Source organism: Vibrio sp. 10N.286.49.B3, assembly GCF_002873395.1.
In the GTDB taxonomy this organism is placed as follows: Bacteria; Pseudomonadota; Gammaproteobacteria; order Enterobacterales; family Vibrionaceae; genus Vibrio.
In genome coordinates this window covers 30564-46081 of record NZ_MCUV01000016.1, presented here as the reverse complement: position 1 = coordinate 46081, position 15518 = coordinate 30564, and the positions used below count along the sequence as shown (strand labels likewise).

The window sequence follows — 15518 nt, the reverse complement described above, 5'->3', positions numbered from 1 at the left end:
TTTTAACCTGAATTTGATTTCTATCAATAGAACGACGAAGTGTAGATGTCATTCATCCATATAACTATAAAGTGGTAGCAATGGTTATAAAAAGGCATCTTATAATGACAAAAAGTACCAGCAAGTCAGGAATAATGAACGTTACCCGCCGTGGCTTTATTAAGGCTTCATCGGCAGTGGGTGGCGCTGCAGCTATTGCGAGTGGAATCACGCTTCCATTTACATCCAAACCAGCATCAGCAGCAGAGGCTTCTCCGTCGGATGAAAAAGTGGTATGGAGTGCATGTACAGTAAACTGTGGCTCTCGTTGCCCATTGCGAATGCATGTTCAAGATGGTGAAATTAAATACGTTGAAACCGATAACACCGGTATTGATGAGTACGGTAAAAACACTCAAGTACGTGCTTGTTTACGTGGTCGTTCTATGCGTCGTCGTGTGTATAACCCAGATCGTTTAAAGTACCCAATGAAGCGTATTGGTCAACGTGGCGAGGGCAAGTTTAAGCGCATTAGTTGGGAAGAAGCGTACGATGAACTGGCTGGAACCATGCAACGCTTGATCAAAGATTACGGTAATGACTCTATTTATCTTAATTATGGTACCGGCACTTTAGGTGGCACAGTGACACGTTCATGGCCACCGGCAACCACCTTACTTGCTCGTTTGATGAACCTATCGGGCGGTTACTTAAATCATTATGGTGACTACTCGACAGCACAAATTGCTAAAGGTTTGAGCTATACCTACGGTGGTTGGGCAAACAACAACTCATTTTCAGATCTAGAAAATACTAAGCTTAATATCCAATTCGGTAATAACCCTGCAGAAACGCGTATGTCGGGTGGTGGTTTAATTCATCACTATGTTGAGAGTAAGAATCGTTCTAATGCCAAAACGATAATTATCGACCCTCGCTATACCGATACGGCTGGTGGTCGAGAAGATCAATGGATCCCAATTCGCCCTTCTACTGATGCCGCGCTGGTTGCTGGTTTAGCTTATGTCATGATCACCGAAGATCTTGTTGATCAGCCGTTCCTGGATAAATACTGCGTAGGTTATGATGAGAAAACCCTTCCTGCATCAGCACCGAAAAATAGTGATTATAAGTCTTATATCCTAGGTCATGATAAAGATGGTATCGAGAAAACGCCGCAGTGGGCTGCCAAGATTACCGGCATTCCCGTTGATACTATCGTTAAATTGGCTCGTGAAATGGGAACCAATAAACCTTGTGCTATCCACCAAGGTTGGGGTTTACAGCGCACAGCAAATGGCGAGTTAGCTTGTCGTTCCATTGCGATGCTGTCATTACTTACCGGCTCTGTGGGTGTATCAGGTGGCTCTACTGGCGCACGTGAAAGTGACATTAACATTCCATTTGTTCGTTTCCCACAAGTACCAAACCCAATTAAAGCGTCAATTTCCATGTTTATGTGGACTGATGCGATTTATCGCCATGATGAAATGACGGATATTACCGATGGTGTACGCGGTGTTGAGCGTCTTAATAACCCGATCAAAATGATTTGGAACTATGCGGGTAACTGCCTGATTAACCAGCACTCAGACATCAACCGCACACACGATATTCTTCAAGATGATAAAGCGTGTGAGATGATTGTGGTGATCGATAACCATATGACTTCATCGGCTAAATATGCTGATATTATCCTGCCAGATCTTACTACCTCAGAGCAGGACGATTGGTGTATGGATGGTAAAGCTGCCAATGCGCCTTACTTTATCTATGCGCAAAAAGCGATTGAGCCTCAGTTTGAAGCTAAGAGTATTTATGAAATGTGTACTCAGCTTGCCAAACGTATGGGGGTTGAAGAAGCGTTCACGGAAGGTCGAACTCAGGAAGAGTGGGTTGAGCACCTATATGCAGAAACTCGCAAGAATGATCCATCTCTGCCAACGTTTGAAGAGATGAAAGAGATTGGTATTTACAAGCGCCAATACGATCATCACTACATCGCCTATGAAGATTTCCGCAATGACCCAGAAGCAAATCCACTCAATACACCAAGTGGTAAAATTGAGATCTATTCTGAACAACTGGCTGATATTGCAAATACTTGGCAGTTGAAAGCGGATGAGGTCATTCACCCATTACCAATCTATGTTGATTCGTTTGAAGGTCATAACGATCCTTTAGCGGAAAAATACCCACTTCAACTCACTGGCTTTCACTTTAAAGCTCGTTGCCACTCAACCTACGGTAATGTTGCTGAAATCAAAGCAGCAGCTCGCCAAGAGTTATGGATTAACCCTATCGATGCCCAAGAGCGTGGTATCGAAAATGGCGATATGGTGAGTATCTTTAATGATCGCGGTGAAGTGCGCATCTCAGCGAAAGTGACACCACGTATTCTGCCGCGAGTGGTTGCATTAGGTGAAGGTGCCTGGTATTCGCCAGATGGGCAAAAAGTGGATCATGCCGGTTCGATCAATGTTTTGACAACTCAGCGCCCAAGTCCATTGGCGAAGGGTAACCCTCAACATACGAATCTTGTTCAAATTAAAGCAGTTAAGAAAGCATAAGGTAGGTTGGAATGAAGCAATACGGCTTTTACATTGATTCAAGTAAATGCACAGGTTGTAAAACGTGCCAACTTGCTTGTAAAGATTATCGAGACTTAGATATTAAGCGTAACTATCGCCGTGTCTATGAATATGCTGGTGGTGGTTTTGTTCAAGATGGTGATACATGGGTGCAAAATGATGTTTTTTCATATTATCTATCAATTGCATGTAACCACTGCTCTAAGCCAGCGTGCGTCAAAGTGTGTCCATCAGGAGCGATGCATAAACGTAAAGAAGATGGCTTAGTCGTTGTCAATGAAGAGGTGTGTATCGGTTGTCAGCATTGTAGTAATGCTTGCCCATATGGCGCACCACAATTTGATAAGAAAAATGGTCATATGACGAAGTGTGACGGGTGTTATGAGCGTGTTGCTGAAGGTAAACAGCCAATGTGCGTAGACTCTTGCCCATTACGAGCGTTGGAGTTTGGTGAAATTAATACATTACGTGAGAAGTACGGGGCGACAGCCGATGTTGCTCCGTTACCATCATCAAGTGCTACTTTGCCAAATATTGTTATTAAGTTAAATAAAAACTCGAAGCCAACGGGTGATACGACTGGCTTCTTAGCAAATCCAAAGGAGGTGTAAGATGATTTTTCATGAGTGGTCTTTAATCTTTTTTACTGTGTTTGCTCAAACTGCTGTCGGTGGCTATCTATTCGTTAGCGCTCGAGCGTTAGTCATGGAACACGATGAAGAAAAGATACATAGCTATAAAGTGCCGATGTTTTTTTTATGGGCACTGATGGGGCTTGGTTTTCTTTGTTCAACTATGCACCTTGGTTCGCCACTGCGCGCACTGAACGCTTTTAATCAATTTGGCACCGCGTGGTTATCAAACGAGGTGTTTTTTGGTGCGGCTTTCTTTGCTGTTGGTGGTTTGCAGTGGTTATTGTCGGTGGTCAAAAAAGGCGGCTTAATCCTGCAGAAGGGGTTAATGTTTGCGGCAATGGTGCTGGGTATTGTTTTCATGTATTCGATGGTTCAAGTCTACATGATTGATACGGTTCCAACCTGGAATACGATTTATACACCATTGAGCTTTATCATGACGTTAGTAGTTGGTGGTTTATTGTTATCGCAACTGGTCATTGTTGCCGCTAACGATAGTCGATTCACCGTTGATCGTAATATTGCGATGCTGGCTGTGGTTGCTATCACCATTAGTTTAGTTGTGACCATAGGTAAAGCGGCATTTATTGGTGGTATTGAAACATCGATAGTGAAAGCTGTAGATTTAGTGGATGGTTTAGGCTGCTATCTTGGCATGCAAGTCGCTTTGCTTATGTCGGGTTTATTGATTTGGCTATTACCAATGATAAATAAATCGACACTTAACCCTGTAAATCTAACGGTCGCTTTGGTGCTTGTCTTAGCCTCAGAGTTGATTGGTCGTGGTCTGTTTTACTCACTACATATGACGATAGGCTTGTAATTGAACCTCAGTCATACTGATTATTAGTAATAAAAATCGTTGTAAATAACAGTTCATTTGACGAAAAAAAGCCACTTCTCATATGCTTTCAACTAGAAAGAAAGTTGTTGAAGTGGCTTTTTTATAACTGACTTAACCAGCATTAATCATCGGATTTTTTTGTTGCCGACATCTGCTTTGGTATTAATATTGTTGGTCCACTATCTTCAGCCAGTTCTGGGTAATCAAGGGTATAGTGTAAGCCTCGACTCTCTTTTCTTTCCATCGCACAGCGAACCATTAGTTCAGCAACTTGCAGTAAGTTTCGCAGTTCAAGTAAATTGTTTGATACTCTAAACGTACTGTAATACTCATGCGTTTCTTGTTGCAGTAATTGGATGCGGCGTAGTGCTCTTTCAAGACGCTTGTCGGTACGTACAATTCCCATGTAATCCCACATAAATAGACGTAGTTCATGCCAGTTATGCTGGATAATAACCTCTTCATCTGAGTTGGTTACCATACTTTCATCCCAAAGCGGTAAAGCGGGTGGAATGACTTCTTTATCTATGTTGGCGATAATATCTTTTGCTGCCCCCCATGCATAAACCACACACTCGAGCAGAGAGTTTGAAGCCATACGGTTTGCACCATGTAGCCCGGTGTAGCTCACTTCACCGATCGCATAAAGATTACTGATATCCGTTTGACCACTTTTATCAACCATAACGCCACCACATGTGTAGTGAGCAGCAGGAACAATAGGGATCGCTTCCTTCGTCATATCAATGCCAAGTGTTAGAAGGCGGCTATTGATCGTTGGGAAGTGTTTTTCAATGAATTCAGGTGTTTTATGACTGATATCAAGATACATACAGTCAGCACCAAGACGCTTCATTTCAAAGTCAATGGCACGAGCGACGACATCACGAGGTGCAAGTTCTTCGCGAGGGTCAAAGTCGGGCATAAAGCGCGAGCCATCAGGACGCTTAAGGAAAGCCCCTTCACCACGAAGCGCTTCAGTCAGCAAGAAGTTACGTGCTTCAGGGTGGAACAAGCAAGTAGGATGGAACTGGTTAAACTCAAGGTTAGCCACACGACAACCGGCACGCCATGCCATGGCTATACCATCACCAGAAGAAACATCAGGGTTTGAAGTGTACTGGTAAACTTTAGATGCACCGCCAGTGGCGAGTACAACAAACTTTGCTCGAACCGTTTCAACACGCTCTTCATTGCGGTTCCAAATATAAGCACCGACAATTTTATCTTCAGCACCGCCAATCTTATCTTCAGTAATGAAATCTAAGGCACTATGGCGTTCTAAAACTTGGATGTTTGGGTGGTTATGAACGTTATCTTGCAATGAGTTTTGCATCGCCATACCCGTGGCATCAGCGGCGTGTAGAATACGACGATGACTGTGACCACCTTCGCGAGTCAGGTGATAACGTGGCGCTTCATCGGTGTCGTCATCTTCACGATCAAAAGGCACGCCGCCATCAATAAGCCACTGAACACAATCTTTAGCATTCTCAGCGATAAACTTAACGGTATCGACATCACAAATACCGCCACCGGCAATTTGCGTATCTTGGATGTGTGACTCAATGCTGTCAGCCTCATCAAAGACAGCAGCAATACCGCCTTGAGCATAAAAGGTTGCGCCTTCACAGCGTGGACCTTTACTCAATACAATCACATTGCCAAATTCAGCGACTCTAAGAGCCAGCGATAGACCAGCAGCACCACTGCCGACGACTAATACATCACAAAGATGTTCACGGTTTTCGTTCATAAACTTTCCAAATCCCTAACTAGTGTAGAGTTTGCCTCTACTGCCTAGCCACATCCAAGTGCGATTTGCTTGAGGAGGTCACTGAGGCTTATTCCAAACTGCATTATTTAGCTATATTACCTCACAATTTAAGCCTATCAATGAATACTTTCATAAATGACGTTGCTTTTCGCATTTGCCACCTGCATATTCAAAGGAGTGATTATTTTCGATAGCTTCACATTACGAGTGATAAAAACTTAATATAATAAAAATGAATGGAACTCTTATAATCAAACAGTGTCTCAATGATGCTCTTGTAATTAGTAGTGTCAATGCTGCATTATTGCATAATAAATATCCATATTTAATGGGATAAGAGTTTATAACAATAGGAGTACACGCTCGAATGAACGAGCAGCTGACAGATCAAGTATTGATAGAGCGAGTTCAGAGTGGGGATAAGCAAGCGTTTAATTTACTAGTGATTAAGTATCAAAACAAAGTTTGTAACTTGATCTCTCGCTACGTAAATAACCCTGGAGATGTACAGGATGTGGCACAGGAGGCGTTTATTAAAGCGTATCGAGCCCTTCCAACCTTCCGTGGGGAAAGTGCGTTTTATACTTGGCTATATCGCATCGCTGTGAATACCGCTAAAAATCATATCGTAGCTCAAAATCGTCGACCACCGGCAAGTGATGTAGACGCAGAGGATGCGGAATACTACGAAATGGGTGATGGGTTAAAAGAAATTTCGAACCCTGAGAACTTAACGCTGTCTAAAGAATTGAAACACGTTGTTTTTAGTGCAATAGATGCGTTGCCAGAGGATTTAAAAACAGCAATGACCTTACGTGAGCTTGAAGGGTTAAGCTATGAAGAAATTGCTGATGTAATGGATTGCCCAGTCGGGACAGTACGCTCGCGTATTTTCCGCGCTCGAGAAGCCGTTGAAAAGAGGATCAAGCCTCTAATTCAACGCTAGACCAGTAATTAATATGGTGAAAATAATGGCTGATAAAGAAAAACTTTCGGCACTCATGGATGGTGAAGTGATCGATAAAGCTTTAATTTCTGAGTTAGAGCAAGATCAAGAAAGTTTACAAACGTGGCAAGACTATCATCTTATTGGTGATGTTTTACGAGGTGATACTCCGGATGAAATTCAATGGAATATTGCTGATAACGTAGCGCAAATGCTTGAAGATGAGCCTGCGCACAACAGTTTGAATAGCGATGCTTCTAATGTGTATTCGCTATCTGCAGCTGACTCGAAAAAATCGATGGTTGCTGAATCACAACCGACACCTAAAGAAGCAAAACGACAAATGCCAGCTTGGATATCTCAATTTGGTCAAGTCGCTGTTGCTGCATGTGTATCGTTAGCCGTTGTGTTAGGTGTGCAGCAATATGGCGGTGATGATCCATCTCAGCCTCAAATCGAACAATTACCTGTTTTACAAACGATTCCATTCTCAGGAAGTGTTGAGCCTGTTAGCTTAACGCGTGAATCATTTGAGAAGGATAACAACTCAGCTAATATTCAAGAGCAGCGCCTAAGAGTTAATGCGATGCTGCAGGATTATGAGTTACAATTGCGACTTAATAGTTCACCAACAGAAGCCAGTGAACACATCCAAGAGTCGGTAATTGAATGAAGAAAGTCTTAATTAGTGCTTTGACCTTATTGAGCCTTATGACAACAAAAGCCTTTGCTGATGACCAACCAGCAGAGGCGATTTTGCTTGATATGAACCAAGCTAGCCAGCAGCTCAATTATGAACTGTCGTATATTTTAATTAAAAAAAGCAGTATTGAACCGCTTTTGTATCGTCATGCCAATAATATTGAGCAGCAATTAGCTCACCTTATCTACTTAAGCGGTCCGGTTCGTGAGGTTATTCGTCGCGGTGATGAAGTCAGCTACATTGAACCCGGTGTCACGCCTTTCACTATTGAATCGGGTAATATGGTTGCGCCGATTATGCCGATGCTAAATAGCCATATTCCTCAGCTTGATCCTTATTATGACTACATTAAAGTAGGGCGAGCTCGTGAGGCGGGTCACCCTGCGCAAGTACTAAGAATTGTGCCTAAAGATGGTTTGCGCTATTCGTATGTACTGTGGGTAGATGAGCAAAGTAAGCTGCCATTAAGGGCTGATTTACTTGATCGTGACGGTGAGGTATTAGAGCAGTATCGGGCTATATCCTATACGGTTAATGATAAGATTGCGGAAATGATGAGTGGTTTAAACGATGTTAAGCTACCAGAAATGCTTTCTTTGCCAAAAGGTAATCTATCAGAAACGCACTGGAATGTGAGCTGGGTACCGAATGGTTTTGAAGCGCAAGATTTAAATCGTTACCGAATGGCAATTACAGATAAAGTCGTTGAAAGCCAAATGTTTAGTGATGGTTTATTCAGCTTCTCTGTTTATGTAGCAGATAAAGATGAGCATTCATTAAAAGGTCAATTGGTACGCCAGGGTCGCCGCACGTTACAAAGCCTAATCAGAGGTAATCATGAAATCTCTGTGGTTGGCGATATTCCACCGGCAACGGCGTTGCGTATAGCCGAATCAGTCAACTTAAAAGCACCGACGAGTGTCAATAGTCGCTTATCAGAAATAGATAAAAAGGTACAAACTCAATGATGACAGCATTAGCAACTGTCACTGATGTCCAAGCGAATGAGCAGGGTTATAGCGTTGGACTAAGTTGTCAGCAGCAAACCAGTTGTAAAGGTTGTGCTTCTCAAAAAAGTTGCGGCACAGGAATAGTCAGTAAGGCGGTTGGTAATAAATCTTTATTCTGGCAATTAACCACGTCAACACCAGTTGAGGCTGGGCAGGTGGTTGAAATTGGCTTTCCAGAAAAACAAATCATCCAATCTGCCGCCATTGTTTACCTTATCCCTCTTTTTATGCTTATGCTCGGTGCGATGATTGGGCATCTATGGTTAGCCCCTTTTTTTGCCATTGGAGAAGGGGGAGTTATTCTTACTTCCGTTCTATTTGCTGGTGGCGGTGTTTGGTTAGCTAAAAAATTATCCCAAACAATAGAGCAAAAATCAGCCCAGCAGGTCGTCCTTATCCGCATTCTTAGCAATGAGAGGTTATGCTGATAGATGTTGGATTACCTAATTTATGGTGCGAATTACCTAAAAATTGGGTAGAATCTGCCAACTTGATTGAAATGCCGTCAATGTACGGCTTTCTTATTTCCCTTTTTCAAAGAGTTTAGTCACACCAAGCCTATGAAGCATATTCGTAATTTTTCCATTATTGCCCATATCGACCACGGTAAGTCGACCCTTTCAGACCGCTTGATCCAAGTTTGTGGTGGTTTGAGTGAACGTGAAATGGACTCACAAGTCCTTGACTCAATGGATCTTGAGCGTGAACGTGGTATCACTATCAAAGCGCAGAGTGTGACACTGGATTATACAGCGAAAGATGGTGAAACTTACCAGCTTAACTTTATCGATACTCCAGGACACGTTGACTTTTCTTATGAAGTATCTCGTTCTCTAGCAGCCTGTGAAGGTGCGCTATTGGTTGTTGATGCCGGTCAAGGTGTAGAGGCTCAAACACTTGCTAACTGTTACACAGCGATTGAAATGGACCTTGAGGTTGTGCCTATCCTAAACAAGATAGACCTTCCTGCTGCCGATCCTGAGCGTGTTGCTGAAGAGATTGAAGAGATCGTTGGTATCGATGCTATGGAAGCTACGCGCTGTTCTGCTAAGACAGGTCTAGGCGTAGATGAAGTACTAGAAACAATCGTAAAACAAATTCCAGCACCAGAAGGTGATCCTGAAGCGCCAACACAAGCGTTGATCATTGACTCTTGGTTTGATAACTACTTGGGCGTTGTTTCATTAGTACGTATTAAAAATGGCGTATTAAGAAAGAACGACAAGATCAAAGTAATGAGTACGGGTCAAGTATGGGGTATTGACCGCATTGGTATCTTTACACCTAAACAGCTTGATACGGACGTACTAAATACGGGTGAAGTAGGCTGGGTTGTTTGTGGTATCAAAGACATTTTAGGCGCACCTGTTGGTGATACACTAACGCTTGCAAAAGGCGGCTGTGAAGAGCGTCTACCTGGTTTCCAAAAAGTGAAGCCACAAGTTTATGCAGGTCTATTCCCAGTATCATCGGATGACTATGAAAACTTCCGTGATGCTCTTGGTAAGTTAAGCCTGAATGACGCTTCATTATTTTATGAACCAGAAAGTTCAGCAGCACTTGGCTTTGGTTTCCGTTGTGGCTTCTTAGGAATGCTTCACATGGAGATCATTCAAGAGCGTCTAGAGCGTGAATATGACTTAGATCTGATCACAACAGCACCAACAGTAGTGTATGAAGTGGTTAAAAACGATCAAAGCATTTTATATGTAGATAGCCCTGCCAAACTACCAGCTATTAATGATCTACAAGAAATCCGCGAGCCAATGGCACGTTGTAATATCTTAGTACCTTCAGAGTACTTAGGTAACGTTATTACTCTGTGTGTTGAGAAGCGTGGTATTCAAGTTGATATGGTTTACCATGGTAACCAAGTCGCATTAACTTACGATCTTCCAATGGCAGAGGTGGTTCTAGATTTCTTCGACCGCTTGAAATCAACATCTCGCGGTTATGCATCGCTAGATTACAATTTCCACCGTTATGAAGTATCAAACATGGTTCGTGTTGATGTATTGCTAAATGGTGATACAGTGGATGCACTAGCTATCATTACTCACAAAGACAACTCACAAACTCGTGGTCGTCAATTAGTTGAGAAAATGAAAGAGTTTATCCCTCGCCAAATGTTTGATATTGCAATTCAAGCCGCGATTGGTAACCATATTATTGCTCGTTCAACCGTTAAGCAGCTACGTAAAAACGTAATCGCAAAATGTTACGGTGGTGATGTGAGTCGTAAGAAAAAGCTCTTGAAGAAGCAGAAAGAAGGTAAGAAGCGTATGAAGCAGATCGGTAACGTAGAACTGCCTCAAGAAGCATTCTTAGCAATTCTTCATGTTGGTAAAGATTAAGTCTCTCTTTTTTGAGTAGGCAATAATAGAAAGTGAAAGCACGGGATATCGTTCTTTCACTTTCGTTATTTTAAAAGAATTAAAAAGTAAAGGAATATCAATGGCTAATACATTCTCACTTATCCTAGTGATGGTAACTTTGGTGACTGGCATCGTCTGGACACTTGAAAAGTTAATCTGGGCTAAGAAGCGTCAGCAGAAACTGGCTGATGTTGAGTCGCAAACTAACCCTTTAGATGCGGCATCAAAAGAGAAAATTACACGCCAGCCATGGTGGATTGAAAATAGTGTTTCTATCTTCCCGGTTATTGGCTTTGTATTAGTATTGCGTTCTTTTATTTATGAACCGTTTCAAATCCCATCAGGCTCAATGATGCCAACCTTATTGATTGGCGATTTTATTTTAGTCGAGAAATACGCTTACGGTATTAAAGACCCAGTATGGCGTACTCAGTTGATTGAAACGGGTAAGCCAGAGCGTGGGGATACTGTCGTATTTAAGTACCCACCACAGCCAAACATTGACTACATTAAGCGTGTTGTTGGTTTGCCTGGTGACACAGTGCGTTATTCTGATAAAGAGCTATGTGTGCAGCCTCAAGGCGAGAGGGTATGTAAGCCTATCGTGTTAAATAATGTGGTTGAAAGTGAATTCCAGCAAGACGGTGTTGCACTGATCAAATTGGATGAACAGTTAGGTACACAAAAGCATGAAATTTTAATTAACCCTCTACGTCGTGATCGCGTTGATGCTTATCAACCTCGTGGTGGTGTTAATGAGTGGGTTGTCCCACAAGGTCAGTACTTTGTTATGGGTGATAACCGTGATAACAGTGCTGATAGTCGCTACTGGGGCTTTGTTCCAGAAGCAAACTTAGTCGGCAAAGCGGTCGCAATATGGATTAGCTTTGAATTTGAACGCAGCGCAGATAGTATTTTGCCTGCATGGATTCCAACTGATGTGCGTTTTAACCGCATTGGTGGACTCTATTAATCAAGCCTTAATGTATCGAGCCTTTAATGAATCGAGAAAACATGAATACTCTAACATCTAAGTTAGAGAAACGAATCGGGTATCAATTTAATGAGCCCGATTACCTCCAGCACGCACTAACTCACCGTAGTGCGAATGGGAAACACAATGAACGTCTTGAATTTCTGGGCGATTCAATTTTAAGTTTTGTTATCGCTGATGCCCTTTATCATCGCTTTCCTAAAGTGAATGAAGGCGATATGAGCCGTATGCGTGCGACGCTGGTTCGTGGTCATACATTGGCAGAACTAGGTCGAGAGTTCGGGCTAGGAGATTACTTAAAATTAGGTCCAGGTGAGTTGAAAAGTGGCGGTTGCCGTCGTGACTCCATTCTAGCTGACTCTGTTGAAGCCATTATTGGCGCTGTGTATTTAGACAGCGACGTTGAAATGGTTCGTGGTGTTATTTTAGAGTGGTACAAAACTCGCCTAGAAGCGATTGAACCAGGTGTTTCTCAAAAAGATCCTAAAACACGCCTGCAAGAACACCTACAAGGTAGAAGAAAACCGCTACCTATTTATGTAGTGGCTAATATTAAAGGTGAAGCACATAACCAAGAATTTACGGTTGAGTGTAAAGTAGCAGGTGTGGATGAACCTGTTGTCGGTAAGGGCACAAGCCGCCGCAAGGCAGAACAAGCGGCCGCTGAAGCAGCATTAGAGCAACTGACCAATGTCTGATAACAAAGATCAAGAATTTGATATCGATTCTTTCTTCTCAACAGAAAAGAAAGCGGAAAGCCTTCCTGAGAACCAACGTTGTGGCTTTATTGCTATCGTTGGTCGTCCTAACGTGGGTAAATCTACTTTACTTAACCACATCTTAGGGCAAAAAATCTCGATTACATCACGTAAACCGCAAACGACTCGTCACCGCATTATGGGTGTTGAAACGGAAGGAGATCACCAAGCTATTTTCGTTGATACTCCGGGTCTTCACATTGAAGAGAAGCGAGCGATTAACCGTTTAATGAACCGTGCAGCAAACAGTTCATTGAGTGATGTTAACCTAGTTTTATTTTTAGTCGATGGTACCCATTGGACTGAAGACGACGAGATGGTTTTGAACAAACTGCGTAAAGCTGAGTTCCCAGTCGTATTGTGTATTAATAAAGTCGATAATGTTCAAGACCGTAATGATGTGATGAAGCACATGATGGACTTATCACAAAAAATGGACTTTGTTGATGTTGTGCCAATTTCAGCAAAACAAGGTAAGAACATTGATGTGTTACGTAAACATGTTCGTGCTCACCTACCTAAAGCTGTGCACCACTTCCCTGAAGAGTATGTGACCGATCGTTCACAGCGCTTCATGGCTTCTGAAATCGTACGTGAGAAACTGATGCGTTTCACTGGTGAGGAATTGCCTTACTCTGTGACCGTTGAAATTGAACGTTTTGATTACAATCCAGAAACGGATGGTTTTCACATCAATGCGCTTATTTTAGTTGAGCGTACTGGTCAGAAGAAAATGGTTATTGGTAAAGCGGGCGAGAAAATTAAGACAATCGGACGTGAAGCTCGTCTTGATATGGAAGAATTATTCGGTCGTAAAGTTTACCTAGAAACATGGGTTAAAGTTAAATCAGGTTGGGCAGATGACGAACGAGCACTGCGTAGCCTTGGTTATATCGACGATCTATAATTGACCATAATAAGTTCCTAGTGCGCTTTAGGCTCGCTAGGGGCTTGTTGACGGTTGAGGCGTAATTATCTCATGTCTGACGGTTTACAACGTTGTTTTGTCCTTCACCGCCGTCCCTATAGCGAATCAAGCCTAATACTTGACGTGTTTAGCGAAGAGTATGGTCGCATCACACTGATGTCGAAAGGTGCTCGAGGTAAGCGCTCGCATTTAAAAGGTGTATTACAGCCTTTCACTCCTTTATTACTGAAGTGGTCAGGTAAAGGGGCAATGAAAACTCTACGTCAAGCTGAACCCATTAGCCTAGGCCTTCCCCTTAGTGGCATTAATCTTTTCTCCGGCATGTATGTCAATGAGCTGACCGCTCGAATTCTCGCACCAGAAGTCTCTGTACCAGCCTTATTTCATGACTATTTGCATGCGATAACCGAACTCGCTCATAACAACAATCCCGAACCCGCTTTGCGTCGTTTTGAACTCGCTTTACTGTCAGTGCTTGGCTATGGTGTCGATTTTTTGCATTGTGCGGGCACTGGTGAAGCTGTTGAGGGAACAATGACTTACCGTTATCGAGAGCAAAAGGGTTTTATTGCTAGCGTAAGGCAAGACAACTTAACCTTTATGGGTGATGAACTGATCGCAATTAGTGAGCGCCGCTTTCAAACAAAAGAGCAGTTGAGAGCAGCAAAACGCTTTACACGAATAGCATTAAAGCCGTATCTTGGCAGCAAACCATTAAAAAGCCGGGAATTGTTTATCTCAAGAGCAGGCATTCCCAGAGCACGGAGTATTGAAAAATGAGCTCAATCCTTTTAGGTATTAATATCGATCACATTGCGACATTACGTAATGCACGTGGCACTAAGTATCCCGATCCTGTACATGCTGCAGAAATTGCAGAGCGTGCAGGTGCTGCGGGTATCACTATCCATTTACGTGAAGATCGTCGTCATATTAAAGATCGTGATGTACGTATTTTACGTGAGACTTTACAAACACGTATGAATTTAGAAATGGCCGTTACTGATGAAATGGTGGCAATTGCATTAGAAACAAAGCCTGAATTTGTCTGTCTTGTACCAGAGAAAAGAGAAGAATTGACAACAGAAGGCGGCTTAGATGTTGTCGGTCAGTTTGAAAAAATTAAAGCGGCGACAGAGACGCTTGCTGCTGCAGGAATTAAGGTTTCGCTTTTCATTGATGCAGACCGTTTGCAAATTGATGCAGCAAAAGCGTGTGGTGCACCATTTATTGAACTTCATACTGGTCACTATGCCGATGCATTGACCGATGAAGATCAGCAAGATGAGTTAAAGAAAATTGCAGCTGGTGCAAGCTATGCTGATGATCTAGGCATTACGGTTAATGCAGGTCATGGTTTGACTTACCACAACGTTGGTCCTATTGCAGCATTGCCAGAAATCTATGAATTGAATATCGGTCACTCTGTTATGGGTAGAGCGGTATTTGATGGATTAGGCAAAGCCGTTGCGGATATGAAAGCGGTAATGGAACATGCCCGTAATGCGAAAGCATAGCGAATAAGTGCAGAGTAAAGCGTAATGGCAATTGTAGGCTTAGGCACTGATATTGCTGAAATTGAACGTGTTGAAAAAGCATTGCTAAGAAATGGTGATGCTTTTGCAGAGCGAATTTTAGCGCCATCAGAACTGGAATCGTATCGAAAAATAAAGCAGCAAGGTCGCTTTTTAGCGAAACGATTTGCTGCTAAAGAGGCGGCGTCGAAAGCACTAGGTACTGGGATCGCTCACGGTGTTACCTTTCAAGACTTTGTGGTGAGTAATGATGATAATGGTAAACCGTTATTGAATCTAACCGGCAAAGCGGCAGAGATAGCCAAGAGTCAATCGATACAACATTGGCATTTGAGTATTTCTGATGAAAGGCATTACGCGATAGCAACGGTGATCTTCGAATCTTAGTGCGCCTTTTAAACCTAACGACTTAGCAGTTTTATTATCATACCGATTAAATCCGA

Annotated in this window: 15 protein-coding genes; 14 read left to right on the top strand and 1 reads right to left on the bottom strand. The window is 42.6% G+C overall.

The window, feature by feature from the left end:
* Positions 1–104: 104 nt before the first annotated feature.
* From BCU68_RS07985 to BCU68_RS07975, 3 genes are read left to right on the top strand one after another with little or no spacing between them, the layout of a single operon-like run.
* Positions 105–2549: a DmsA/YnfE/YnfF family dimethyl sulfoxide reductase gene (locus tag BCU68_RS07985; RefSeq protein ID WP_102564258.1), complete on the top strand. Its 2445-nt coding sequence runs from the start codon at positions 105–107 to the stop codon at positions 2547–2549.
* Positions 2550–2560: 11 nt separating this feature from the next.
* Positions 2561–3181 carry a DMSO/selenate family reductase complex B subunit gene (locus BCU68_RS07980; protein ID WP_102564257.1) on the top strand — a complete coding sequence of 207 codons (621 nt, stop codon included), beginning with the start codon at positions 2561–2563 and terminating at the stop codon, positions 3179–3181.
* 1 nt (position 3182) lies between these two features.
* Positions 3183–4028 carry a DmsC/YnfH family molybdoenzyme membrane anchor subunit gene (locus tag BCU68_RS07975; protein WP_102564256.1) on the top strand — a complete coding sequence of 282 codons (846 nt, stop codon included), beginning with the start codon at positions 3183–3185 and terminating at the stop codon, positions 4026–4028.
* 142 nt (positions 4029–4170) lie between these two features.
* On the opposite strand, the gene nadB is transcribed toward BCU68_RS07975, so the two are convergent.
* Positions 4171–5805: an L-aspartate oxidase gene (nadB, locus tag BCU68_RS07970; protein ID WP_102564255.1), complete on the bottom strand. Its 1635-nt coding sequence runs from the start codon at positions 5803–5805 to the stop codon at positions 4171–4173.
* A gap of 388 nt (positions 5806–6193) precedes the next feature.
* Between nadB and rpoE the strand changes: the two genes are divergently transcribed.
* From rpoE to acpS, 11 genes are all read left to right on the top strand, one after another.
* A complete protein-coding gene (gene rpoE, locus BCU68_RS07965; protein ID WP_102564254.1) occupies positions 6194–6772 on the top strand; it encodes an RNA polymerase sigma factor RpoE in 579 nt (192 codons plus the stop codon).
* A gap of 13 nt (positions 6773–6785) precedes the next feature.
* Positions 6786–7445 carry an RseA family anti-sigma factor gene (locus tag BCU68_RS07960; RefSeq protein ID WP_198591702.1) on the top strand — a complete coding sequence of 220 codons (660 nt, stop codon included), beginning with the start codon at positions 6786–6788 and terminating at the stop codon, positions 7443–7445.
* On the top strand, positions 7442–8443 hold the full coding sequence (rseB, locus tag BCU68_RS07955) for a sigma-E factor regulatory protein RseB (protein WP_102564252.1): 1002 nt from the start codon (positions 7442–7444) through the stop codon (positions 8441–8443). Before BCU68_RS07960 ends, rseB begins: the two co-directional genes overlap by 4 nt.
* Entirely contained in the window at positions 8440–8913 is a 474-nt protein-coding gene (locus tag BCU68_RS07950; protein ID WP_102564251.1) for a SoxR reducing system RseC family protein, read from the top strand. The genes rseB and BCU68_RS07950 overlap by 4 nt, the downstream gene beginning before the upstream one ends.
* A 132-nt stretch (positions 8914–9045) precedes the next feature.
* Positions 9046–10839: a translation elongation factor 4 gene (gene lepA, locus BCU68_RS07945; protein ID WP_102564250.1), complete on the top strand. Its 1794-nt coding sequence runs from the start codon at positions 9046–9048 to the stop codon at positions 10837–10839.
* A 100-nt stretch (positions 10840–10939) separates the two neighbouring features.
* Positions 10940–11833 carry a signal peptidase I gene (gene lepB, locus BCU68_RS07940; RefSeq protein WP_102564249.1) on the top strand — a complete coding sequence of 298 codons (894 nt, stop codon included), beginning with the start codon at positions 10940–10942 and terminating at the stop codon, positions 11831–11833.
* Positions 11834–11874: 41 nt separating this feature from the next.
* Positions 11875–12552, top strand: a complete 678-nt coding sequence (gene rnc / locus BCU68_RS07935; protein WP_102564277.1) for a ribonuclease III — start codon at positions 11875–11877, stop codon at positions 12550–12552.
* The gene (gene era / locus BCU68_RS07930) at positions 12545–13519 is read left to right on the top strand and encodes a GTPase Era (protein WP_102564248.1); all 975 of its coding nucleotides are present in this window, start codon (positions 12545–12547) and stop codon (positions 13517–13519) included. The genes rnc and era overlap by 8 nt, the downstream gene beginning before the upstream one ends.
* A 72-nt stretch (positions 13520–13591) precedes the next feature.
* Positions 13592–14320 carry a DNA repair protein RecO gene (gene recO, locus BCU68_RS07925; protein ID WP_102564247.1) on the top strand — a complete coding sequence of 243 codons (729 nt, stop codon included), beginning with the start codon at positions 13592–13594 and terminating at the stop codon, positions 14318–14320.
* Complete coding sequence (pdxJ, locus tag BCU68_RS07920; protein WP_102564246.1) at positions 14317–15057, top strand: pyridoxine 5'-phosphate synthase; 741 nt, start codon at positions 14317–14319, stop codon at positions 15055–15057. The genes recO and pdxJ overlap by 4 nt, the downstream gene beginning before the upstream one ends.
* 24 nt (positions 15058–15081) lie before the next feature.
* Positions 15082–15462: a holo-ACP synthase gene (gene acpS, locus BCU68_RS07915; RefSeq protein ID WP_102564245.1), complete on the top strand. Its 381-nt coding sequence runs from the start codon at positions 15082–15084 to the stop codon at positions 15460–15462.
* Positions 15463–15518 lie beyond the last annotated feature (56 nt).

Coding starts and splice junctions, on each gene's coding strand:
- BCU68_RS07985 (WP_102564258.1), top strand. CDS start 105: ATGACAAAAAGTACCAGCAAGTCAGGAATAATGAACGTTACCCGCCGT.
- BCU68_RS07980 (WP_102564257.1), top strand. CDS start 2,561: ATGAAGCAATACGGCTTTTACATTGATTCAAGTAAATGCACAGGTTGT.
- BCU68_RS07975 (WP_102564256.1), top strand. CDS start 3,183: ATGATTTTTCATGAGTGGTCTTTAATCTTTTTTACTGTGTTTGCTCAA.
- nadB (WP_102564255.1), bottom strand. CDS start 5,805: ATGAACGAAAACCGTGAACATCTTTGTGATGTATTAGTCGTCGGCAGT.
- rpoE (WP_102564254.1), top strand. CDS start 6,194: ATGAACGAGCAGCTGACAGATCAAGTATTGATAGAGCGAGTTCAGAGT.
- BCU68_RS07960 (WP_198591702.1), top strand. CDS start 6,786: ATGGTGAAAATAATGGCTGATAAAGAAAAACTTTCGGCACTCATGGAT.
- rseB (WP_102564252.1), top strand. CDS start 7,442: ATGAAGAAAGTCTTAATTAGTGCTTTGACCTTATTGAGCCTTATGACA.
- BCU68_RS07950 (WP_102564251.1), top strand. CDS start 8,440: ATGATGACAGCATTAGCAACTGTCACTGATGTCCAAGCGAATGAGCAG.
- lepA (WP_102564250.1), top strand. CDS start 9,046: ATGAAGCATATTCGTAATTTTTCCATTATTGCCCATATCGACCACGGT.
- lepB (WP_102564249.1), top strand. CDS start 10,940: ATGGCTAATACATTCTCACTTATCCTAGTGATGGTAACTTTGGTGACT.
- rnc (WP_102564277.1), top strand. CDS start 11,875: ATGAATACTCTAACATCTAAGTTAGAGAAACGAATCGGGTATCAATTT.
- era (WP_102564248.1), top strand. CDS start 12,545: ATGTCTGATAACAAAGATCAAGAATTTGATATCGATTCTTTCTTCTCA.
- recO (WP_102564247.1), top strand. CDS start 13,592: ATGTCTGACGGTTTACAACGTTGTTTTGTCCTTCACCGCCGTCCCTAT.
- pdxJ (WP_102564246.1), top strand. CDS start 14,317: ATGAGCTCAATCCTTTTAGGTATTAATATCGATCACATTGCGACATTA.
- acpS (WP_102564245.1), top strand. CDS start 15,082: ATGGCAATTGTAGGCTTAGGCACTGATATTGCTGAAATTGAACGTGTT.